This window comes from Sphingobium cloacae, from assembly GCF_002355855.1.
Lineage (GTDB): Bacteria > Pseudomonadota > Alphaproteobacteria > Sphingomonadales > Sphingomonadaceae > Sphingobium > Sphingobium cloacae.
Genome location: NZ_AP017655.1, coordinates 826738 through 850070, shown reverse-complemented (window position 1 = coordinate 850070; position 23333 = coordinate 826738). Strand labels below are relative to the sequence as shown.

Below are 23333 nucleotides of genomic sequence, written 5' to 3'. Positions count from 1 at the left end.
TGCGCGGGCCGGGTCATTGCCGGACCGCATCCGCCAGCAAGCCAACTGACAGGGCATAGAAATTCGAACAGTTATAATCCAGGATCGCCCGGTAATTGCTGGTCAACAGATAGGCCGTCTTTCCCGGGCCATCGGGTTCCAGCAGCGTCGCCATCACATGATCGGCCGGCCAACCGGCCCTCGACGGGACGATCCCCATGCGCCGCCATTCCGCCATGCTGAGCCATCGGCTATGCCTGTTGAACACGCGGGGGCAACGGGCCGGCGCCGTCCGCGCCGCGACCGCCGCACGATTGAAGCCTGCCGGTACGGACACCGCCACGCCCCAGGGCTGGCCCTTGCGCCATCCCGCATGCACGAAATAATTGGCGATGGAAGCCAGCGCATCGGCTTCGCTGCTCCAGATGTCCGCCTTGCCGTCGCCGTCGCCGTCCTTGGCCAGCCGCAGATAGACCGACGGCAGGAATTGGGGATAGCCCGTGGCGCCCGCCCAGCTGCCGACCAGGCGGCTGCGCGGCACGCCATTGTCCAGCATCTTCAATGTCGCCAGCAATTCTGGCTCGAACAGGGTGCGCCGCCGCCCCTCCCATGCCAGCGTCGCGAGCGAACGGATCAGGTCGAAGTCGCCGGTATAGGAACCATAGTTGGTTTCATGGCCATAGATCGCGACCATGATCTCTTCGGGCACGCCCGTCTCGGCCTCGATGCGCGCAAGACGGGCGCGGTTGGCTTGATAAGCGATGCGTCCCCGGTTGATCCGCGCGGCATCCACATGCTTCACGCGATATGGCTCAAAGGCCGGAATCGGGGAATAGGCGCCGCCGCCGGGCTGATTCTGGTCCAGTTGCACCACGCGGGGATTAGGCGTGAGGGTCGAGAACACACCCGACAATGTTCCGTCGCGAATACCCATGGCACGCGCCTTCGGACGCAAGCTTTCGAGATAGGCGCGAAACGCCGTATCGTCCTGACCTTGGGCGGCGGCTGGCGCTACGGTCGGGCCAACGGCCATGACGGCTAAGCCGATGATAAGTGAAAGGATGGACGGACGCATCAGAATCTCCCTGCCCCTTTTCTGGCACAGGGAAGGCATCAGGTGAATCCCCTTATTACCCCATCGGGACAAAGCGTGGTCGCGCAGCCGCTTTTTGCGCTTGGCAATCGCGCCACGTCCGCTAGGAAGCGAGCCACGGACAGGTCGCCGAGTGGTTTAAGGCAGCGGTCTTGAAAGCTAACGGGGGTTTCGGCGCTCAGCAGTGTGGACCGGCGAAAAAGGGGTGTAGTTAGAATCGCTTAATGGCGGGTCGGGAAATGGCTAAAGGTTGCGGCAATGCCGCCGTCTAGCAGATTTCTAGCCGCGCCGCTGAATCGGTATGGAAGAGTGCCCGAGTGGTTTAAGGGACTGGTCTTGAAAACCAGCGACGGGGCAACCCGTCCGTGGGTTCGAATCCCACCTCTTCCGCCAAACACCGCCGATTGCCCTCCATGGCGCGATATTGCCGCCGATAACCACACGCCCACCAATCGGCCAGCAAAACGGCCGATTCTGCGCGATAGCCCGATAAATCTACAAGGCCTGCGTTACGGCGACTTTTGACCCCGTTGCGGTTATTGGAATCAATCCAACATTGCCATAAAGCGGTCCTTGCGAGCGTGTCAGGGAAGCGACCATGACCGCAGACTATTTCTGAAGTCTGATATTAGGAAGTGAGCCGTTGAAAACGATCCAAACCGATCGTCTGACTATCAGGAATTTTCGCGTGGGTGATGCGGAGGCTTTGTTTGCCTACCTGCAAAAGCCATCTGCGAGTTGCTTCTTTTCGCTCAAGCTCGCAGACCTGAAGGCGGCTGAAGCCGAGGTTCTGAAACGCTCTGGCGAAGATGAGTATATCGCGGTTTGCCTCAAGGAAACCGGTCAACTCATAGGCGACCTATTCGTTCATTACGATCCCGCTTGGTCAGATGACCAGGAAAATCCTCAGCAACCCGACACGGTTTCCGTGGGTTGGAATTTCAATCCTCTCTTCAGTGGCCGAGGCTACGCATTCGAAGCGGCTCACGCCTTGTGCGCTGATTTATTCACGCGTCAAAGGATAAGGCGCATCTACGCTTATGTGGAGGACCACAACACCTCGTCTCGGCGGCTTTGCGAAAAGCTTGGTATGAGACAAGAGGGCTTGTTCCTGGAGTATGTGACGTTCCAAAACGACAGCACCGGGAATCCTGTCTACGAAAACACCATGCAATACGCGATTCTGCTGCGTGAGTGGGCTCAACGTTAGATCGCCAGAGATGTCGGCTTCAGCATGATCGCAAGCAAAAGCCGCCGCTCTGTTCTCCACCCCATCGTAGCCATTCGCTTTTTCCTCAATTTAGAGGGCTATAGCGTAGCTGTAGTTCTCCGGTTCATCGGCTTCGGCCCGCAATCCCCCACTCGCCCCGATTTCGCGCTTCACTTCATGCAGGCATTGATGTCCTTAGGCGCGCTTCCGCTATCACGGAGCGCCGCAGCCGATGGACATATGGTCGGCGATGCTCCCGTCGGTTTCTTCCCGACTTCGAAGACGCCCTGCCGTCCGCTCGTCAGGCCAGCGCCCCGTGGCAATGCTTGTACTTCTGCCCGGAACCGCAGGGACAAGGCGCATTCCGGCTGATGTTCAGGTTCGTGAACTCGCCCGCTTCGGCATTGCCGACGGGGGGACGCGGAATGGTGGTCGTGATGCCGCCCGTCTGCCCCGCATCGATGTCCGCGCTATTATCCTCGCCGGAAAAAGGATCGATGTGCGTGGTGATGAAATCGGGGAGCACGGGAAGGTCGAACTCCGGCATCGGCGCCTGATCCAGACGGAACTGGACGCGGGCGATGGAGCCGGTCACATCTTCCCGGATGTTGCCCAGCATCCGCTCGAACAGGGCAAAGGCTTCCTGCTTATACTCGTTGATCGGCGTTTTCTGGGCATAAGCGCGCAGATGCACGACCTGACGGAGCGCGTCCAATGTGGAAAGATGCTCCTTCCAGTGATGGTCGAGGCTCTGGAGCAGGATGCTCTTTTCGATCATGTGCCAGTCGGCGACGTCGATCTCCTTGATTTTCTCCGCAACCGCCTCGTCGGCCAGCGCGACAAGCCGTTCCTCGATCATTTCCGGATCGACCGCATCCTCGGCGAGCCATGCGTCGAAATCCGGTTCGATGCCCAGAATTTCCGCAGTCCGTTCCTTCAGGCGCGCCATGTTCCACTGTTCGGGATAGGTGCCGGGGGGGCAGGAGGCGCCAACCAGATCGTTGACCGTCTCATGCCGCATGTCGGTGACCACATCGTCGACCGTATCGGCGTCCATGATGTCGGCGCGCTGTTCGTAGATGACCTTGCGCTGGTCGTTCATCACGTCGTCATATTCGACGACCTGCTTGCGGATGTCGTAATTGCGCGCCTCGACCTTGCGCTGCGCCGTTTCGATGGCCTTGCTCAGCCATTTGGAGGGTGGCAGGGCCTCTCCATCCTCCAGATTCGACCGGATCATCTTCGCGAACATCGTGTCCGGCCCGAAGATGCGCATCAGGTCGTCGTCAAGGCTGAGGTAGAAGCGCGACAGGCCCGGATCGCCCTGGCGGCCCGAACGGCCGCGAAGCTGGTTGTCGATGCGGCGGCTTTCATGCCGTTCCGTCGCGAGCACGAACAGGCCGCCGGCCGCGAGCACTTCGGCCTTTTCCGCTTCGATCTCCGCGTCGATGCGGGCGATGGCGGCGTCGCGCTCCGGGCCTTCCGGCATGTCGCGAAGCTCGTCCTCGACGCGCATTTCCAGGTTGCCGCCCAATTTGATGTCGGTGCCGCGTCCCGCCATGTTGGTGGCGATGGTGACCGCGCCCTTGCGCCCGGCCTGCGCCACGATATGCGCTTCATGTTCGTGGAAGCGAGCGTTCAGCACGGCGTGCTTCACCCCTTCCTGATTCAGGAATTCGGACAGCATTTCGGACTTTTCGATGGAGACGGTGCCAACCAGCACGGGCTGGCCCTGTTCCGCATGTTCCTTGATCGTCCGGGCGATTCCCCGGAACTTGTCCTCCAGATTCTTGTAGAAGGTGTCTTCCTCATCCACGCGCTGCACCGGGCGGTTGGTCGGGATGGTGACCACGTTCATCTTGTAGATTTCGAAGAATTCCGTCGCTTCCGTCGCGGCCGTGCCGGTCATGCCCGCCAGCTTGGGATACATGCGGAAATAATTCTGGAAGGTGATGGAGGCTAGCGTCTGGTTCTCCGGCTCGATATTGACGCCTTCCTTGGCCTCCACCGCCTGATGCAGCCCGTCGGACCAGCGGCGGCCATCCATCATGCGGCCGGTGAACTCGTCGATGATGACGACCTTGCCGTCCTTCACGATATAATCGATGTCGCGGCGGAACATCACATTGGCCCGCAGCGCCTGATTCACATGATGGACGACGGCGGTATTCTCGAAGTCGTAGAGATTGGCGCCCTGCAACAGCCCGGCCGCCTCCAGCATCCGCTCGATCTTTTCCGTGCCCTCTTCGGTCAGCGTGACCGTGCGCTGTTTCTCGTCCTTCTCATAGTCGGCATCGACGAGCTGCTTCACGACCGCGTCGACCGAAATATACAGTTCCGACTTGTCGTCCGTAGGGCCGGAAATGATGAGAGGGGTGCGCGCCTCGTCGATCAGGATCGAGTCCACCTCGTCGACGATGGCGAAATTGAACGGGCGCTGCACCATGGACGCGCGATCATATTTCATATTGTCGCGCAGATAATCGAAGCCCAGTTCGTTGTTCGTCGCATAGGTGATGTCGGCATTATAGGCTTCGCGCCGCTGGTCCTCGCTCAGATTGGGGACGATGACGCCCGTCGTCAGCCCCAGGAAGCGATAGACCTGCCCCATCCACTCGCAGTCGCGCGACGCCAGATAGTCGTTGACGGTGACGACATGAACGCCCTTCCCTTCCAGCGCGTTGAGATAGGTCGCCAGCGTGGCGACGAGCGTCTTGCCCTCGCCCGTCCGCATTTCCGCGATCTCGCCGCGATGGAGGACGATGCCGCCGATCATCTGCACGTCATAATGACGCTGGCCGAGCGTCCGCTTGGCCGCTTCCCGCACCGTCGCAAAGGCTTCGGGCAGCAGGTCGTCCAGCGTCGCGCCTTCCGCCAGTTGCTGCCGGAATTTCACCGTCTGCGCCACCAGTTCCTCATCGCTCATGGCCGAGATCGCGGGCTCGAAGGACGCGATCTGGTCGACGGTCTTGCCCAGCGACTTGACGTAGCGGTCGTTGGACGATCCGAAGATGGACTTGGCGAGTGCGCCGAACATGGAAATTCCTGACAATGAAGGGACGCCCGCTTCCCGAAAGGAAGCGCACGCAAACATGCGCCGCGATTTAGGGAGCGTGTGGACTTTAGTCAATCAAAGTGCGGCGCGGGAAAAGGGAAGAAACATATCGCCGTTGACGGCCTTGGCGATTGCGCTAATCGGCAAGCATGACTGAACGCTCTCCCCTTGCGCCTTCCGCGTTTCCGCCGCTGCCATCCATCGCGGGCGTGGTCCCGCGCGTCGCCCGCGCGCGATACAAGGAATGGGACCGCTGTGATCTCACCTATGTGGAATTGAGCGAGGGCACGGCAGTCGCGGGCGTCACCACGCAAAGCAAATGCCCCTCGCCGGAGGTCGAATGGTGCCGCGACGCCATTCCATTGGGTGAGGCCAGGGCGCTGGTGGTGAATGCGGGCAACGCCAATGCCTTCACCGGGCATCGCGGCCGCGCGGCGGTGGAGGCCATCGCCGCGAAAGTCGCCAATCGCCTCGATTGCAAGCCGTCCGACATTTTCGTGTCGTCGACCGGCGTCATCGGCGTGCCCCTGCCGGTCGAAAAGGCCGAAGCGGGGCTGGAAGCCGCCTTCGCCGCTCCCGCCTGTAGCTGGGAAGAGGCCGCGCAGACCATCGGCACCACCGACACCTATCCCAAGGGCGCCCATGCCTCCGCCATGATCGGCGGTCAGCGGGTGGACCTGGTGGGCATCGTCAAGGGCTCCGGCATGATCGCGCCCGACATGGCGACGATGCTGGGCTATATCTTCACCGACGCCGCCATCGCACCGGGCCTGCTGCAATCCATGCTGTCGGCCGCCAACCGCCAGACCTTCTCCTGCATCACGGTGGACAGCGACACGTCGACCAGCGACACGGTCCTGGCCTTCGCCACCGGCAAGGCGGGCAACGCGCCCCTCGCCTCGATGGACGATCCCGGCGCGGATGCTTTTCAGGCCGCGCTGACCGACCTTTGCCGCCAGCTGGCCCATCTGGTCGTGTGCGACGGCGAAGGCGCGTCCAAGTTCATCGAGATCACCGTCGAAGGCGCCGAAAGCGACGCCAGCGCCCACCGGATCGCGCTTTCCATCGCCAATTCGCCTCTGGTGAAGACGGCGATCGCGGGCGAGGACGCGAATTGGGGCCGGATCGTCATGGCCGTGGGCAAGGCCGGGGAGCCTGCGGATCGCGACCGCCTTTCCATCCGCTTCGGTTCGACCCAGGTTGCCACAGGCGGACTGGCGGTGGAGGGCTATGACGAAGCGCCGGTCGCCGCCCACCTCAAGGGGCAGGACATCCGCATCGGGGTCGATCTGGGCTTGGGCAACGGGCGGGCGACCGTCTGGACCTGCGACCTGACGCATGGCTACATCTCCATCAACGCGGACTATCGCAGTTGACCGTCGCCGGCTTGCTTGAGCCTGTCGCCGCGCTCATGCGGCAGGTCGGGCGCGATATCGTGATGCCGCGCTACAGGAACCTCGCCGCCCATGAGATCAGCGAGAAGGCGGCGGACGATTTCGTCACCATCGCCGACAAGGAAAGCGAACTGCGGCTGGCGGCAGGGCTGGCCGCGATCCTCCCGGAAGCTTCGATCATCGGCGAAGAAGCCTGCGCGGCGGACCCCGCCATATTGGAGCGCGCTGGCAACGGGTTGAACTGGATCATCGATCCCATTGACGGAACCGGCAATTTCGCGGCGGGCAAGCCCCCGTTCGGCATCATGATCGCGCTGGCGGATGCGGGAACGACATTGGCCGGATGGATATTCGATCCCCTGACCTCGCGGCTCTGCCACGCCGCGCTGGGCGGCGGAAGCCGGATCGACGGCGAACCCGTCCAGGCGCGGGAGAGCGGGGCCGATCTGCCCGTCGCCGCGCTGGCCGTCTATTTCATGACGCCGGAGGAAAGAGCGGACATACAAAGCCGCTCCACCGACAAGTTCACCCTCGTCGACATTCCCCGCTGCGCCGCCGAACAATATCCCCGGCTCGTCCTGGGACAGAATGACATATCCGTCTTTTCCCGCACCCTGCCATGGGATCATGCCGCGGGGACGCTCTTCCTCAACGAAGCGGGGGGGCTTTGTCGAAGGCTCGACGGGTCATCCTATCAGGTGGGAGACCAGAGGCCCGGGCTTCTGGGCGCATCGTCGCCGCGTCTCTGGGACGTGGCGGCGGAAACCCTTTTCCGCTGACGGAGCAAGAGGCGACCGGCGCAGGGCCGGCCGCCCGGAAATTCAAAGGACGCTTTCGATCCAGCCCTTGAGCGCGCTCTTGGGCGCGGCGCCCACCTTCGTCGCGGCGGCCTCGCCATTCTTGAACAGGATCATGGTCGGGATGCCGCGCACGCCATAGCGGCCCGGGGCATCGGGATTTTCGTCGATGTTGATCTTGGCGATCGTCACCTTGTCCGCCAATTCGTCCGAAATCTCTTCCAGGGCCGGGCCGATCATCTTGCATGGCCCGCACCATTCGGCCCAGAAATCGACGAGCACGGGCTTGTCGGAAGACAGGACGTCATTCTGGAAACTGCTGTCGGTTACCGCCTTGGTGGCCATTTTGGGATTCTCCTCGAATTGACTTGCAATCTAGGGCGGGGAAGGCCCCGGCTCAACGGGGGGCCTCACAAATTGTCCTGTGCCCCCGCAAAGCCCGGCTTGTTGGCCTCCAGCAAATCCGATGGCAGGGACAGGAGGCGCGGCGCGCTGGTATAGAGCAACCCCGCTTCGATCCGCCGCATCGGAAAGATCACCCGCAACGCGGCGACATAGGCCGCCATCTGCCTGACATGGGCCGCCGGCACCTCTTCCAGGGAGAGAGGCGCGATCCGCCCCGTCTTGAAATCGACCAACTGGACCATATCCTCGCCGATGCAGAGCCGATCCACCGTGCCCGCGATGACCGCTTCCCCGACCACGGCGGCAATGGGCGCTTCAGCCAGCGACCCCGGCCCGAACAGCGCGGCAAAACCCGGTTCCTCGATCACCTGCAAGGCATGGTCGACAATCTCCCGCCGCAGCAAGGCATCCGACGCGCCCTGCTGTTCCAGCCAACGCTCCGCGCTTTCGCGGCGTTTTTCGGGCGCGATATCGGGAAGCCGCTGGAACAGGGCATGGAGCCATCGCCCTCTTTCCGCGGCCGCCCGCATGGCCGGACTGGGCGGCGGATAGGGCATGTCATCCTCCACCGACGCGGAAGGCGCGAGCGGGCGCGGCGGACGCGCCTCGACCGGCGCGGGCCGATGCAGCCAGTCCGGCGGCTCGTCGGCAATCGCTTTCTTCTCCTCATCGACCGCCTGCAAGGGTCTGGGCGGCAGCGTTTCCCTGCCGCGCCAACGCCGCGTTGCGCCCCATAGCGGATCGGCCTCCCACTCCGCCTCCAGCGAGATCAGCGCATTCTCTACCGCGCCAAACCAGCTTTCGGCCTTCACCTCTCCCTTCGCGCGCGGCCCGAGCGACCCGGCCACCACCAGCCGCTCCTCCGCACGGGTCAAAGCCACATAAAGCAGCCGCCAATGCTCCTCCCGATCAGCGGAGACGGCGTCCTCGGCCACCTGCCCGATCGGCCCCTTCCGTTCCTCCTTGCGAGGCGGCAGGATCGGCAGGCCATTCCATTGCAGCGTGTCCGCCCTGTTCCCGGCATCCGGATCGAGGCAGGCATCGGCCAGGATGACGACAGGCGCCTGCAAACCCTTCGCCCCGTGGACCGTGAGCAGGCGCAGGGCATCGCCCTGAGCGGCGGCGTCGCGAACGATCTCCACCTCGCCCCGATCGAACCAGTCGATGAAGCGTTGCAGCGATGGATAATCGTCCATCTCGAACGCCAGTGCCGCGTTCAGCAATTCCTCTATCGGATCGGCGGCTTCCGCGCCCAATCGCTCGATCAGCCGCCGCCGCCCATCCATCGGCCCGGAAAGGATCGCTTCCAGATAGCGATAAGGCGTCGTGAAATCCGCGCCTGCCAGCAAATCGCGTAAGGGCCGGATCAGGTCGTCGTCGAGCGTCGCGGTCAGATGACGCCACAATCCCACCCTCCGATCCCGTCCGATCAGCCGAGCCATCAATTCATCCTGACTCCAGCCGATCAGGGGAGAAACGAGCAGCGACGCCAGATTCAGTTCATCCTCCGGCTGCACCGCAAAGCGCAGCGCCGCCAGCAGATCGCGCACGGCCAGTGGGGAGTTCAACCGCAGCCGGTCGATTCCCGCGACCGCCACCTTCTCCTCATAGAGCCGGGCCACGATCAGCCGCGCCAGTTCGCTACGGCGGCGGACCAGGATCATGATGTCGCCCGGACGCAGGGGCCGCCCCTTGCTTTCCAGCATCAGTCCGTCGTCCAGCCATTGCCGGATCTGCCGCGCGATCCGGGCCGCGAGCACCCGCTCCTGATCGGCGGCCCAGTCCTCCTCCCCTTCGGCATCGTCGCTCAGGCCCGCGACGATGGGCTTCCACAACAGCACCTCGCCCGGAAAGCGATGGGCGCTGACATGACGCACATCCTCGTCCTCCAGTCCCAGCCGTTCAGCCTGCAAAGTGGCGATGGTGCGGTCCACCACGTCCAATATCGCGGGCGTGGACCGGAAACTGCGGTCGAGCGACAGGTTGTGGAAGGGGTGCGCCACATCCTCCGCATGTCCTTGGAAAGCCTTTCGCGCGGCAGCGAAGGCAAAGGGGCTGGTCCCCTGAAAGCCGAAGATCGCCTGCTTGAAATCCCCGACCGTGAAGATGGTGCGGACCCGGTCGCCCTTGGCACCCTCGCCCGCGAAGAACTCCGCCGCCAGCGCGCCGATGATCTGCCACTGGATGACATTGGTGTCCTGCGCTTCATCGACCAGGATATGATCGACGCGCTGGTCCAGCTTGTACCGTATCCAGTCCGCGATCCCGTCTTGTTGCAGCAGCGCAGCGGTACGGGCGATCAGGTCGTCGAAATCCACCGCCGCCGCAATCTCCTTCGCCCTGGCATAAGCGCGGGCATAGGCCCGTCCGGCGTGCAAGGCCTTTGCAAGCAATTCGGCATAGTCCGCCAGCACCTTGACGCCGATCAGTTCCGCGCACCGCCCATGCAAGCGCGCCGCCGTCTCCAGATAGCCGTCGACCGGCGGCACCCAGCCCTTCGCGGAAATAATGTCACCATCCGCCTTCGCCCATGCGCCATGAAGATCGCGCAACGCCGCCGCCCGCTCCGCCGGCGCCAGCGCCCGCCATCGCGCAATCCGGTCGCAACGCTCCAAAGCGCGCCCCGTCGCCCAATCCGCATTGGCCTGGGCAATGGCCCCCAGCGCCCGCATGTCGAAAACCGCATCGTCGCATTGCCGCGCCAGCCAGTCATCGACGTCGCCCTCCGGCAGCCCCAGTTCACCCCGCAACCACGGACCGATATCCTCCGCCAGCGCATTGAGATCATCCAGCCGCGCCGCGCTCCGCAGCAGGAACTGCTCGGCTCCGGCTTCCCCCAAACGCAGGCTGAGCGCCTGCAAGGCGGAGGTCAGCATCCCATCCGCCTTCTCGTCCGCCTCCACGGCCAGATCGGCCAGAACCTGTCGTGCCAGCGCCGACTGCTCCCGCTGGTCCAGAGGCCGGAAACCGGGCGCCAGCCCCGCCTCCAGGGGGAAGGACGTCAGCAATTGCTGGCAAAAACCATGGATCGTCTGAATCCGCAGCCCGCCGCCGGTCGATTCCAGTACCTCCGCGAACAGGCGGCGCGCACGATCCCGCATCTCGGGACCAGGCTCCTCGCCCAGCGCCTCCAGATCGTTGAAAAGGGCGCTTTCCTCCATCTGCACCCAGGCCGCGAGCCTATCATGAATGCGATCCGCCATTTCGGCGGCACCGGCCTTGGTGAAGGTGAGGCAGAGGATATTCTCCGGCCGCACGCCTTGCAGCAGCAGGCGGAAAACCCGCGCCGTCAGCACATGGGTCTTGCCCGTGCCCGCCGACGCCGACAGCCACACATGCGCATCCGGCGCCGCCGCCAGCGCCTGCTCCCCGGCGAGCGGTTGAAGCGGATCGGCCTTCCTAGCCATCGTCGCGGCCATACCATTCCTCCAGCCGCATGAGCTGGTCATAATCGCCGTAATTGGCGACTTCGGGATTGACCTGCGCCTCGAAAGGCTTGGTCCCGTTCAGATAGTCCGCCGCCGTCTGCTCGAACAGGTCGTAGACATGGCTGGTGAAATCGGCCGTCACGATCTTGTCCCGCTTGCCCAGCGGATCGACCGGGCTTTCCCGATAGCCGAAAGCATCACCCTTCTTGGCCAGCGACCAATATTCGAAGCTTCCCGCCATCTGCCGTCCTTCGATGCCCGGAAAGCCGCCATGCTCGGCGATCAGCCCCAGCAGCCCCAGTTGCAGCGCAAAGCCCGCCTTCACCTGTTTCGCGCTCGGCGGCTTGCCCGTCTTGTAGTCGACGATGGCCAGCGTTCCATCCGGCATCCGGTCGATGCGGTCGGCTTTCCCGGTCAGGACGATGCCGGAGATTTCCGTCCTGCCGTCGCTCTCGACCGCCAATATGGAGCGCCCGTCCGCCCGGTCCCTGACCACCTGTGCCGCGATCCAGCGAACGGCTTCCATCAGGCGCGGCTGCCACAGGGCGCGCAGCAGCGGATGCACCTCCGGCTGCTCGAACATCGTCCTCGCCCGGCTTTCCAGATCGGTGGGATCGAGCGTCCCTGCTTCCGCCCAGCGTTGCAGGATTTCATGCACCGCCGTTCCGCGCCAGGCGGGCCCCGCATCGGCATCCACCGGATCGAGCCGGGACAGCCGAAGGATACGCCGCGCATAGAAGGCATAGGGATCGGCCTTCAGCCGGTCGACATCGGTGACGGGCACCAGCTTGGGCCGGGCGGACACCGCCGGAGCGGGTCTTGGCCGTTCGGCGGGCGCGAAGAGCGTGGGCCGGTCGATATTCCGGGCCAGATCGGCATAGCGCTCCGCCGATTTCCATTGCGGCCCGGCCATCGCCTTCAACCGTAGCCAGAACCGCGAAGCCACCGCCGGGCCTCCGGCCCCCCGCCGGGCCCGCGTGATGAGAACCTGCGGAGCGCCCAGCCCGCTCGCCAGATCATGCGCCGCCAGCCCGATGCGCGTCTCCAGCCCCGGCAGCCCCAATTCCTTGCGGATGCTGGGCGCGAGCCAAGGATCGGGCGCGGGCATCCCCGGCCACACCCCCTCGTTGAGGCCGCCCAGAACCATGAAGTCCGCCTGCATCAGCCGCGCTTCGATCAGCCCCAATATGGCGATGCGGGGGTGCCCCCCTTGCGGCGGACGCACGGCGACCCCACCCAGCATATGATCCAGCAATAGGGGCAGTGAACGAACATCGGTCTCGCGTGGTCCATCGCCCGCAAATTCCTCCATCTCCGCGAACAGATCGGCGGCGGCGCGTCCCTGATGCCCCGCCCAGACCGCCTCGCGCGACAGCAATCCCGCCTGCTCCCGCACGGCCGCCAGTTGCGCGGCCAGATCGGGCGCCCCGGCAAAGGCTGCCTCCAGCGGCACCAGCAGCGCCCGCGCCTGTGGCCACCACGCCCCGATGCGCGCCCGCAAGTCCCTCTGCCGATCCTCTCCCTCCGGTGGAGCCAGCAGAAGGTCCACTCCCTGCAACCCCGCCTGCGGCCGGGGACCGCGCAACAACAGGTCCAGCCCGCGCACCTGCTCCAGCCATGGCAAGCGATCCTCGCCCCGCATCACCAGCGGATGCTTGAGCAGGGCCAGCAATGCCACCGGCGCAAAGCGTTCCGCCACCGCCTGCGCCATCGCGATCAGCAATGTGCCGGGCGGCAGGCGGGAAAGCGGCTGGCCGGCGGAATCGTCCGCCTCGATATTCCAGCGTCTCAGATGCGCCGACACGCGGGTCGCCAGTTGCCGGTCGGGCGTCACCAGCGCCGCTGTCCTACCCTTGGTCTCCAACGCCTCGCGCAAGGCGATGGCGATGGCCTGCGCTTCCTCGCCGGGGGTGGCGACCTCCAACGCCTCCACGCCCGCCAGCGAGCGATCCGCCGTCTTCAAATCCCGCCAGCGTGTCGTCAGGCGCGGCGGCAGCATCGCGTTGGAGATATTGCGCCCCCGCACCGCCCGCGCATCATGCTCGCTTCCCCACCGCCATTGCGCCACATCGTCGCGTGTCGCGCTCATCCGGTCGAGCAGCCGCTTCAGCCCATATTGGGGATGTGTTTCATGCCCGGCGGGGGCGCGCCCGCTCACCGGATCGGGATCGAAAGGCCCGATCGCCTCCCACGCGTCCGCGTCCATATGCTGATCCAGGCCCGCGAACACCACCGACCCGCCCGGCATGATCGCAATGCGCCGCAACAGCCCCGCAATGGCCGGGGCCGCCGTGGACACCCCCGCCACGACGACGAAATGTCCCGGCGGGCTTTCCTTCCACCGCGCCGCAACGCGGTCGAACAGCCGGTTCCTCCGCTCGGCAAGGTCGATACAGCCCAGCCGCTCCAACTCCCGCGGCCAGCGGTCCAGAAGGATCGAGAAAAGGTCGAGCGATCTCTGCCAATGCGCCGACAGCGCATCGGAAAGCTGGATGTCGCGCAGCGCCGTGACGGGCAGCCGCTCCACCTGCATCTGGTCCAGGACCGCTCCCAAAGCCTGCCCCAGCTGAAGCGCCTGTCCCGCATCCACCGGCCGGGGCGACGCCTGCTGAACCAGCCGCGCCAGGATCATCTGCCGCTGCATCGCCCCTATGGCGGGCGGAATGGCATTCTGTTCCCCCATCGGATCGAGCGCCCCGCCAACCTGCTCGCCCAGTTCCGCATCGCCCAGCGCCACCAGCCGGGGCAGCAGCAACCCGCCGCCCGATTTCCGCACGAAGGCATCGCTGATCGCCCGGATCGCCCTGTTGCTCGGCAGCAGGACCATGCCCTGCGCCAGCGTCAGCGGATCGTCGCCATGCTGCGCCAATATGCCCGTGACCAGCGCATCGGCAAAGGAACGGTGCGCGGGTATGTTGAACAGGGCGGGACGGCTGCGCTCACCCATGGCTCAGCATGGATTCCACCACGGGTATCGCGCGCGGTGTGCCCACGTCGAACCACAATCCCTGATGCGAGACGCCATAGAGCCGTCCCGCCTCCATGGCCCGGTTCCAGAAGACGTTGGTCGAAAACACGTCCGAAGGCGGATCGGCCAGCAGCGCGGGCGACATGATCTGAACCCCCGTAAACACGAAGGGCGCGACATGGGCGGGCTTGCGCCGCGTCAGCTGCCCCATCGCATCCATGTGAAAATCCCCCGGTCCGCCATGGCAGTGCGCCCGCGCCAGCGGCACCAGCAGCAGCAGCGCATCCATCCGCGCGGGGTCCCAGATCGCCTGCATCGCCCCCAGCGTCTCCTGCGGCCCGTCGATCCACAGATTGTCGCTATTGGCGCAGATGAACGGCTTGTCCCCCAGCAGGGACCTCGCCTTCATCAACCCCCCGCCCGTTTCCAGCAGCAGGGCGCGCTCATCGGAAATCAGGAACTCCGCCTCGCTCCGCCGCGCGCGCAGATGCGCCTCGACCGTATCGGCGAGATAATGGACGTTCACCACGACCTTGCGGATGCCGCCCGCCTCCAGCCGATCCAAGGCATGATCCATCAACGGCTGCCCCGCCACCTTCACCAATGGCTTGGGCCGGGTCGCGGTCAGGGGCCGCATCCGCTTGCCCAGTCCCGCCGCCATCAGCATCGCGGTATCGATCATGCGGGCGCGAACTCCGCCAGCGCGTCGTGCCGCTTCTCCCCCGGAATATTCGCCGCGAACCACTCGGCGACGGGCGCCAGCGCCGGATGCGCCAGATCCCGCTCCAGCAATCCCCACATGCGCGGCAGGAACGACAGGTAGCGCGGCTTCCCGTCCCGCTTCCACAGGCGCGTGAAGATGCCGATGATCTTCGCGTTGCGCTGTGCCCCCAGCACCGCATAGGCGGCATCGAAATCGGCGGGCGGAGAAGCCATCTCCCGGTAAAGCGCCAGCATCGCCGCCTCCATCTCCGGCGACACGTCGCGCCGCGCATCCTGCAACAGCGACACCAGATCATAGGCCGGATGCCCCGCCAGCGCGTCCTGAAAATCGAGGAGGCCCAGCCCATGCATCGCCGGGCGGTCGATCAGCATGATATTTTCCGCATGATAATCGCGCAGCACCGTCACGGCCGGACTGGCCGACTGTTCGACCAACGGCAGAACCACATCCCACGCCCGGATATAGGCTTCCGCGTCCACATCAATCCCCGCCGCCGGACAATACCATTCCGTCAGCAGACCTGCCTCGCGCTGATAAACGGCGCGATCATAGGGCGGAAGCTCCGCCGCCCGACGCCCATGCAAATCCGCCAGCAACTGGATGGCGCGCGAATAGACCTCCCCTTCCTGATCGGGATGGTCCTCCACAAATTCCTTGACCCGCCGGTCGCCGAAATCCTCCAGCAGGACCAGTCCTTCCTCCAGGTCGCGGGCATAGATGGCCGGAGCCGCAAAGCCCTGTCCCAGCAGATGCTCCGCTATGGCGATGAACGGGCGCGGGTCTTCATGCGGCGGCGGCGCGTCCATCAGCACCGCCCTGCGCGACCCATCGACCACCCGGAAATAGCGCCGGAACGACGCGTCGCCCGCCAAAGGAACGATCGCCGCATTCCCCCATCCCGCGCGCATCAGGAAATCGGGAACGGCGGCGGGCGGGATCATATCTGTGGCCATCGCTCTTTCCAATCTTCGGGAAGTTCCGCTGTCAAGCGCCGACCGCCGCCCGGTGCGATATCTATGCGCAACCGCAGCGCATGGCGCCACAGCGCATCCCCCAGCCGCTCCGGCCATTCGATGACGAGCAGGCTGTCCATCAGATAATCGTCCAGCGCCAGCTCCGCGATCTCGGCGGGATCGTCGATCCGATAAAGGTCGACATGCGTCACCGGCAACCGCACTTCGGGCACGTCATAGGGCTGAACCAGCGCGAAACTCGGGCTGGGCGCTTCCCCTTCCAGTCCCAACGCCTCCAACAGCCCGCGCGTCAGGGTCGTCTTGCCCGCGCCCAGCCCGCCTTCCAGCGCGATCACGTCCCCGATGCGGACATGTCCGGCCAGGGCGCGCCCCAGGTCCAGCATCGCTTCCTCGCCGGACAGGATCATGACATCCTCAGCCACGGGGCAATTCAATCACCGCCATCGTGCCCTGTCGCGGCTCGGACACAAGCTGGAACGCGCCGCCATGCGCTTCTGTCAACTGCCTCGCGAGGGGCAGGCCGATGCCGGCCTTCCCGCCCTGCCGTGCCTGCTCGGCCCGCGTCGCCGGATCGAAGATCGCCGCCTGCTCCTTCGCTCCGATGCCCGGCCCATTGTCCGACACCACCAGCCGCGCCTTGTCCGGCCCGCCATCCCCGTGCAGCAGCACTCGCGCGCCCTTGCCGCAATAGCGCACCGCATTTTCCAGCAGATGGTCCAGCGCCTGCCCGATCCGCCGAGCGTCGCCCTGCACCGTGCCCAGGCTGTCCTGCAACGCGACCGCCAGATCGATCCCCTTGGCGTCCGCCGCCTGCTCGATCCGCGCCGCGCTTTGCCGCGCCAGCGCGGTCAGATCGACCGGCGCATGTTCGATGGACAGCGTGCCCGCCTCCCCCTGGGTCAGGTCCAGCACATTGTCGATCATCATCGAAAGCCGCGACGTGCTCTGGAGGATGCCGTCCACATAATCCTTCGCCGTGTCGCTGAGGTCGCCGGCATAGCCCGCGTTCATCATCTCGGCGAACCCGGAAATGGTGGTGAGCGGCGTCCGCAACTCATAGCTCATATTCGCGACGAAGGCCGTCTTCACCTTGTCCGCCTGTTCCAGCGCCTCATTACGGTCACGTAATATCTGTTCGACGCGGCGGCTGTCGGTCACGTCCAGCATGGTGAAGAGCGCATTGCCGTCCGGCAGCGGAATGGCCGCGAATTCGAAGATATGACCATCGGCGAAACCGACATGCCCCACCCGCTGCTTGCGTTCCAGCGTGGCCGCGCGCACCAGTTCGCGGACGAGGTTCACCTGCTGCGGCTTGGCGAGGCGCGACTGCACCGCCTGCATCAGGTCGTCGATGCGCGGGTGAGCCGCCAGCATCTCCTCCGGCAGGCCCCAGGTCGTCTGGAACCGGCTGTTCCACAGGGACAGGCGCCCGTCGGAGGAAAACACGCCGATCGATTCGAACAGATTGTCGAACGTCGCCGTCCGCACCCGCAACAGCGTGTCGCGCGCGCTCGACAATTGCACCTGCTCCGTCCGATCCTCGAAGATCAGCAGCAGCCCGCCGTCCGGCAGAGGCTGGGCATAGACGCGCAGATGCGTGCCGTCCGCCAGCAGCCAGTTTTCCTCCAGTGGATCGGGCGACAGGAACCATTCCCGCCGCTCCGAACGCCAGGCCGGGAAATCCCGATGCTCCGGCACCCGCCGCGCATCGCGCATCTGATCCAGAACCCGCTCGAACAACGGGCCGTCGGTCAACCTGTCCTGATGGAGCCCGAACAGGCTGATGAAGGGCTGATTCCAGAAGCGCAGCGCCCGATCCGGCCCGAACCGCGCCACCCCCGCCGACAGCCGGTCCAGCAAGTCGCGCTGCGCCGCCTCCAGCCGCCGATGCTCGACCCGCGCCTGTTCCAGCTCATGCTGGTCCATGGCGAACCCGGCCACGCCCGCCGCGCCCAGCGGTACATCGACCACGCGCATGGTCCTGCGCTCGCCGTCGATGGTGGCAGGCACGAGCCGCGCGACCGGCGCGTCTTCCGCCATGGCTTCGGCGGCGGCGCTCTGGGGGGTGATGCCCCCCACCGTCTCGACCAGTTCGATGCCGCTTTCGATGACCTCCCGCGCGCTGTTTCCATCAACGGCATGGACGTAGGCCGTATTGACCAGGCTGAGCCGCATGTCCGGCGTCCGGTGCCACATCGGGAAGGGCGCGGCCTCCACCAGCCCCGCCACGGCCTGCAACGCCTCGCGCAGCTGTTCGACCGTGCTCTTGAGCGTCTCGATTTCCGCCTGGCTGTCGGTCGCGTCGAATATCCACAGGACGACCCCGCCGTTCGACGCCAGCATCGGCCCTGCAGGCGCGCCCCGGACGAGCAGCAGCCGCGCCGATCCCACGCCCCGAATCGGCAGCGCGAAGCTTTTCCCCGCCCGCTGCGCCGCGCCGATTTCCCGCCCCAGCGCGGCGGCATCCTCCGGCTCCAGCCCGCCATCTTCCGCGATCAGTTCGGACAGGAAAGCGGGCACCCGGTCCCTGCCCAGCCATTTGGCGAGCCGGTCGGACGCTTCCACATGACCATCGGCATGGATGATGACCGGCGCGGCCGGAGCGGACCCCAGCAAGACCGAAAGCCGGTCGAACTGCCCCTGCGCCTGCGTCCCTTCACGGCGCATGCGCGTGCCGTTCATGATCGCCCAGACCGCCACGGCCAGCCAAAGCGCCAGCACGATGCCCAGCACGACGGCGGCAAGCGGGGTCAGGGGCGTCATTACGCCTTCTTCACCGCTGCGTCGATATGGGGGGGGCCTGCTCATGATGGTCATGGGACTATCCCAACTCGCAGGCAGGGTGAAGCGGCTGGAAGAAAGTTTTAGCGATTATATCATTCGCGAACCGGGAATGACGACTTGTGGGTGGTTAGCGGACGGTTTGCTTTCCTCATTCCGTTCGCCCTGAGCGAAGTCGAAGGGCACGGCCGACCGGAGATTGAACGTCCGCCTTTGCCCGAAACCCGCAGCCGCGGTTCCGGGGGAAGGCAAGGCCCTCCCCCTCTCATCCTCAATAGCGGTAATGGTCCGGCTTGAACGGACCTTCGGCCGAAACACCGATATAGGCCGCCTGCTTCTCCGTCAGCTTGGAAAGCTTCACGCCCAGCTTGTCGAGATGCAGCGCCGCGACCTTTTCGTCCAGATGCTTGGGCAGCACATAGACTTCATTCTTATATTCGCCCGACTTGGTCCACAGTTCGATCTGCGCCAGCACCTGATTGGTGAAGGACGAGGACATGACGAAGCTCGGATGCCCCGTCGCGCAGCCCAGATTGACCAGGCGCCCCTTCGCCAGCACGATGATCTTCTTGCCATCGGCAAATTCCACCTCGTCGACCTGCGGCTTGATCTCGGTCCACTTCATGTTGTTGAGGCCGGCGATCTGGATCTCGCTGTCGAAATGGCCGATGTTGCAGACGATCGCCATATTCTTCATCGCGCGCATGTGATCGACGGTGATGACATCGGCATTGCCCGTCGCCGTCACGAAGATGTCGGCGCGGGTCGCCGCCTCTTCCATCGTCACGACCTCATAGCCTTCCATCGCCGCCTGCAAGGCGCAGATCGGATCGACCTCGGTGACCAGCACGCGCGCGCCGCCATTGCGGAGCGAAGCGGCCGAACCCTTGCCCACGTCGCCGAAGCCCGCGACCACGGCGACCTTGCCCGCCAGCATCACGTCGGTGGCGCGGCGGATCGCGTCGACCAGCGATTCCTTGCAGCCATAGAGATTGTCGAACTTCGACTTGGTGACGCTGTCGTTCACATTGATCGCCGGGAAGGGCAGCTTGCCCTTCTTCGCCAGTTCATAGAGGCGATGGACACCGGTGGTCGTCTCTTCCGACACGCCCTTGATGGCCTTGACCGTCTCCGTCAGATAACCCGGACGTTCGGCCAGGAAGCGCTTGAGCGTCGCGACGAAGATTTCCTCTTCCTCATTGCCGGGCGTGAACAGTTCTTCACCGGCTTCGACCCGCGCGCCCCACAGGGCGAACATGGTGGCGTCGCCGCCATCGTCCAGGATCATGTTGCAGGTCGTGTCGCCCCAATCGAAGATGCGGATCACATAGTCCCAATATTCCTCCAGCGTCTCGCCCTTCACGGCGAAGACGGGGATGCCTCGCGCAGCGATGGCGGCGGCGGCATGGTCCTGCGTCGAGAAGATGTTGCACGATGCCCAGCGGATGTCCGCGCCCAGTTCCGCCAAAGTCTCGATCAGCACGGCGGTCTGGATCGTCATGTGCAGCGATCCGGTGATGCGCGCGCCCTTCAGCGGCTTGGCCGCGCCGAACTCCTCGCGCAGGGCCATCAGGCCGGGCATCTCGGTTTCCGCGATCTCGATTTCCTTGCGGCCGAAGTCGGCAAGGCTGATGTCGCGAATCACATAATCCTGCGCCTGGATGGCGGGAGCGGTGGCCAAGGGAAATCTCCATCGAACTAAAATGGGCCGACGCCTCAAGCGCCGAGGATGGCCCGCTTTATCAATCCAAGCAGGCCGTGGCAACTCAATATAAAGTTTCCTTTATGTGGAAATCCCCGATCAGGCCGACCCTGCGCCGCACACGAGATGGGATGCATCGATCCCGGCCGACGCGAAGATCGCGGACCATTTCCGCTCGGCCGCCGTATCGAACAGAAGGTCCGCGTCGCCATCGGCAAGGAACCAGCTGTCGCCGGTCATTTCCTTCTCCAACTGCCCCGCCTGCCAGCCTGCATAGCCCAGCGCCACAAGATAACGGCTCGGTCCCCTGCCCTCTGCAATGGCCTTCAATATGTCGAGCGAGCCGGACAGGCCCCATTTGTCCCCGACCTGAATCATTTCCTGCCCCGCCCAATCCAGCGAATGCAGCACGAAGCCCCGGCGCGGCTCCACCGGCCCGCCGCGCAGCACCGGACGGTCCGGCACGTTCGACGCGTCGATCTCGAAACTTTCGAGCAGATCGCGCAGGGTGACGCCATCCATCTCCTCGCCCACGGAAATGCCCAGCGCGCCATTTTCGTCATGCACGCACAGCGCGATGACGGAATGGTCGAACCGCCAGTCGGCCATGCCCGGCAGGGCCAGCAGGAACTGGCCGCCATAGAAACGCACATCGTCCATGGCCCGACTATAGGCACTGTTTCCGCATTCCCAAAGCCCTCTCCGTCCCGCCATCAAGGCGATGCGGCCCAAAAGAGATGCCTGCCCTTGACATGAACGGCCCGAGCGCCGACCTCCCGCGCTTTACGAGGCCAGGAGACAGCAGCATGACCATAGCAAAAGGCGATCGCCTTCCCGCCGCGACCTTCGCGAAGATGACGGAGAACGGACCGGAGCCCGTCGATTCCGATTCCTTCTTTTCCGGCCGGACCGTGGCGCTTTTTTCCGTCCCCGGCGCCTTCACGCCCACCTGTTCCGCCAAGCACCTGCCGGGCTTCATCGAAAAGGCCGACGCGCTCAAGCAGAAGGGCGTCGATGAAATCGCCTGCACCGCTGTCAACGACGTCTTCGTGATGGATGCCTGGGGCAAATCGGCGGGCGCGGAAGGCAAGGTCACGATGCTGGCCGACGGCAATGGCGATTTCGCCAAGGCCGTGGATCTCGTCATGGACGGCAGCAAGTTCGGCCTGGGCACGCGCGGCCAGCGCTTTTCGCTTCTGGTGAAGGATGGCGTGGTCGAACAGCTCAATGTGGAAGCGCCCGGCGACTTCAAGCTGTCGTCGGCCGACCATATGCTCGAACAGCTCTGATCCTGTGCCTCCATGCGCTCCCCCATGGGCGGAGCGCATGGCCCTTCACTCCTGCCTGCCCCTGCTGTAACGAGGGCCGATGACACAAAGCATTGGCACGGCCGCCGTCACGCAACTCGATGCGATCTATCGCAAATCCATCGAAGACCTGCGGGAAGCCATGCGCACCTATGCCCGCGCCGGCGGGGTGCCGCCCGCGGACGGTTCCAACCGGGCGCGCTTCTGCTACCCGGAACTGCGGATCATCCATGGCAGCGATTCCGATGCCCCGCCGCCCGGACGTTCCTTCGCCCGCCTCTCGAAGCCGGGCCGCTATGTCACCACCATCACCCGCCCCGCCCTGTTCGCCGATTATCTGGCCGAACAGATCGACCTCCTCGTCCGCGACTATGGCGTGGAGGTGGAAATCGGCGTCAGCGACCAGCAGATCCCCTTCCCTTATGTGCTCGACGGCCTCGACATCAGTGCGCTGGACGGCACGCCGCCCACGGAACTGGCGCGTCATTTCCCGGCTACCGAACTGGCTGAAATCGGGGACGAGATCGCGGACGGCCTCTTCGCGCCCGATGCCGAGGGGGATCGTCCCCTCGCCCTGTTCGACGGCCTGCGGACGGACTTTTCCCTCGCGCGCCTGAAACATTATACGGGCACCCCGGCCGAACATGTGCAGCGCTACATCCTCTTCACCAACTATCACCGCTATGTGGATGAGTTCGTGTCCTGGGCCTGTCAGGAATTGCAGCGCCCGGGCAGCCGCTTCACCGCGCTTTCCGGGGCGGGCGGCGTCTATGTGACGCCGGAAACCGCCGACCCCGCGCGCATGATCGCCGACAGCGCATGGCGCAGGCATCAGATGCCCGCCTATCATCTCATCGCCCCGGACCGCAGCGGGATCACGCTGGTCAATATCGGCGTCGGGCCTTCCAACGCCAAGACCATCTGCGATCATCTGGCGGTGCTGCGGCCGGAGGCATGGCTGATGATCGGCCATTGCGGCGGATTGCGGCCCAGCCAGCGGATCGGCGACTATGTTCTGGCCCATGCCTATCTCCGCGACGATCATGTGCTGGACGCGATGCTGCCGCCGGAAATCCCCGTGCCCGCCATTGCGGAGGTTCAGGTCGCCCTCGCCAAAGCAGCCGAATCCGTCCTGGGCGGCGCGGGCGCGGAAGATTTCAAGCGCCGCCTGCGCACCGGGACCGTCGTCACCACCGACGACCGCAACTGGGAATTGCGCTATTCCCACTCGGCCCTGCGTTTCAGCCTGTCCCGCGCGGTCGGGATCGACATGGAATCGGCCACCATCGCCGCGCAGGGCTATCGTTTCCGCGTTCCCTATGGGACGCTTCTCTGCGTGTCCGACAAGCCGATCCACGGCGAACTGAAACTGCCCGGCCAGGCCAACCGCTTCTATGAGGAAGCGATTGCCGGCCATCTGCGCGTCGGCCTCGAAACCTGCGAGCTGCTCCGTCAGGAGGGGCCCCGCCTGCACAGCCGCAAATTGAGAGCCTTCAACGAACCGCCCTTCCGCTGA

The 23333-nt window shown here is 64.8% G+C and carries 17 protein-coding genes and 1 tRNA gene; 7 read left to right on the top strand and 11 right to left on the bottom strand.

Going from position 1 to position 23333, the window contains the following annotated elements:
• Positions 1–13: 13 nt before the first annotated feature.
• Complete coding sequence (locus SCLO_RS04140; protein ID WP_066513967.1) at positions 14–1054, bottom strand: lytic murein transglycosylase; 1041 nt, start codon at positions 1052–1054, stop codon at positions 14–16.
• Positions 1055–1375: 321 nt separating this feature from the next.
• Between SCLO_RS04140 and SCLO_RS04135 the strand changes: the two genes are divergently transcribed.
• Both SCLO_RS04135 and SCLO_RS04130 read left to right on the top strand, forming a co-directional pair.
• Positions 1376–1465: transfer RNA gene (locus SCLO_RS04135), tRNA-Ser, on the top strand.
• A gap of 250 nt (positions 1466–1715) precedes the next feature.
• Complete coding sequence (locus tag SCLO_RS04130) at positions 1716–2282, top strand: GNAT family N-acetyltransferase (protein WP_066513965.1); 567 nt, start codon at positions 1716–1718, stop codon at positions 2280–2282.
• 301 nt (positions 2283–2583) lie between these two features.
• Here the strand turns inward: SCLO_RS04130 and secA are convergent, their stop codons facing one another.
• On the bottom strand, positions 2584–5319 hold the full coding sequence (gene secA / locus SCLO_RS04125; protein ID WP_066513963.1) for a preprotein translocase subunit SecA: 2736 nt from the start codon (positions 5317–5319) through the stop codon (positions 2584–2586).
• Here secA and SCLO_RS23240 point away from each other — a divergent pair.
• Genes SCLO_RS23240 through SCLO_RS04115 form a run of 3 tightly spaced genes read left to right on the top strand, consistent with a single transcriptional unit; the run spans position 5318 to position 7510 of the window.
• A complete protein-coding gene (locus tag SCLO_RS23240) occupies positions 5318–5494 on the top strand; it encodes a hypothetical protein (protein WP_169800532.1) in 177 nt (58 codons plus the stop codon). The two genes, secA and SCLO_RS23240, sit on opposite strands and share 2 nt — an antisense overlap.
• Positions 5487–6713, top strand: a complete 1227-nt coding sequence (argJ, locus tag SCLO_RS04120) for a bifunctional glutamate N-acetyltransferase/amino-acid acetyltransferase ArgJ (RefSeq protein WP_066513962.1) — start codon at positions 5487–5489, stop codon at positions 6711–6713. Before SCLO_RS23240 ends, argJ begins: the two co-directional genes overlap by 8 nt.
• A gap of 35 nt (positions 6714–6748) precedes the next feature.
• Positions 6749–7510, top strand: a complete 762-nt coding sequence (locus SCLO_RS04115) for an inositol monophosphatase family protein (RefSeq protein WP_066514281.1) — start codon at positions 6749–6751, stop codon at positions 7508–7510.
• A gap of 42 nt (positions 7511–7552) precedes the next feature.
• Here SCLO_RS04115 and trxA read toward each other — a convergent pair whose 3' ends face one another.
• The 9 genes from trxA to SCLO_RS04070 form a co-directional block, all read right to left on the bottom strand.
• On the bottom strand, positions 7553–7873 hold the full coding sequence (gene trxA / locus SCLO_RS04110; RefSeq protein ID WP_066513961.1) for a thioredoxin TrxA: 321 nt from the start codon (positions 7871–7873) through the stop codon (positions 7553–7555).
• 65 nt (positions 7874–7938) lie between these two features.
• Positions 7939–11352: a double-strand break repair helicase AddA gene (gene addA, locus SCLO_RS04105; protein ID WP_066513956.1), complete on the bottom strand. Its 3414-nt coding sequence runs from the start codon at positions 11350–11352 to the stop codon at positions 7939–7941.
• A complete protein-coding gene (gene addB, locus SCLO_RS04100) occupies positions 11333–14308 on the bottom strand; it encodes a double-strand break repair protein AddB (RefSeq protein WP_066513955.1) in 2976 nt (991 codons plus the stop codon). Before addB ends, addA begins: the two co-directional genes overlap by 20 nt.
• Entirely contained in the window at positions 14301–15011 is a 711-nt protein-coding gene (locus SCLO_RS04095) for a nucleotidyltransferase family protein (protein WP_066513954.1), read from the bottom strand. Before SCLO_RS04095 ends, addB begins: the two co-directional genes overlap by 8 nt.
• Complete coding sequence (locus SCLO_RS04090) at positions 15008–15994, bottom strand: aminoglycoside phosphotransferase family protein (protein ID WP_066513953.1); 987 nt, start codon at positions 15992–15994, stop codon at positions 15008–15010. Before SCLO_RS04090 ends, SCLO_RS04095 begins: the two co-directional genes overlap by 4 nt.
• The gene (gene tsaE / locus SCLO_RS04085) at positions 15991–16434 is read right to left on the bottom strand and encodes a tRNA (adenosine(37)-N6)-threonylcarbamoyltransferase complex ATPase subunit type 1 TsaE (protein WP_083948976.1); all 444 of its coding nucleotides are present in this window, start codon (positions 16432–16434) and stop codon (positions 15991–15993) included. The genes SCLO_RS04090 and tsaE overlap by 4 nt, the downstream gene beginning before the upstream one ends.
• Positions 16435–16441: 7 nt before the next feature.
• Positions 16442–18790, bottom strand: a complete 2349-nt coding sequence (locus tag SCLO_RS04080; protein ID WP_066513950.1) for a sensor histidine kinase — start codon at positions 18788–18790, stop codon at positions 16442–16444.
• Positions 18791–19079: 289 nt separating this feature from the next.
• A complete protein-coding gene (gene ahcY, locus SCLO_RS04075; RefSeq protein WP_066513947.1) occupies positions 19080–20489 on the bottom strand; it encodes an adenosylhomocysteinase in 1410 nt (469 codons plus the stop codon).
• Positions 20490–20609: 120 nt separating this feature from the next.
• Positions 20610–21170, bottom strand: a complete 561-nt coding sequence (locus tag SCLO_RS04070; RefSeq protein ID WP_066513945.1) for a YqgE/AlgH family protein — start codon at positions 21168–21170, stop codon at positions 20610–20612.
• Between the two features lie 146 nt (positions 21171–21316).
• On the opposite strand from SCLO_RS04070, the gene SCLO_RS04065 reads away from it, so the two are divergent.
• Both SCLO_RS04065 and SCLO_RS04060 read left to right on the top strand, forming a co-directional pair.
• A complete protein-coding gene (locus SCLO_RS04065; RefSeq protein ID WP_066513943.1) occupies positions 21317–21799 on the top strand; it encodes a peroxiredoxin in 483 nt (160 codons plus the stop codon).
• A gap of 79 nt (positions 21800–21878) precedes the next feature.
• Positions 21879–23333 (top strand): AMP nucleosidase, encoded by a 1455-nt coding sequence (locus tag SCLO_RS04060; RefSeq protein WP_066513941.1) that lies wholly within the window; start codon positions 21879–21881, stop codon positions 23331–23333.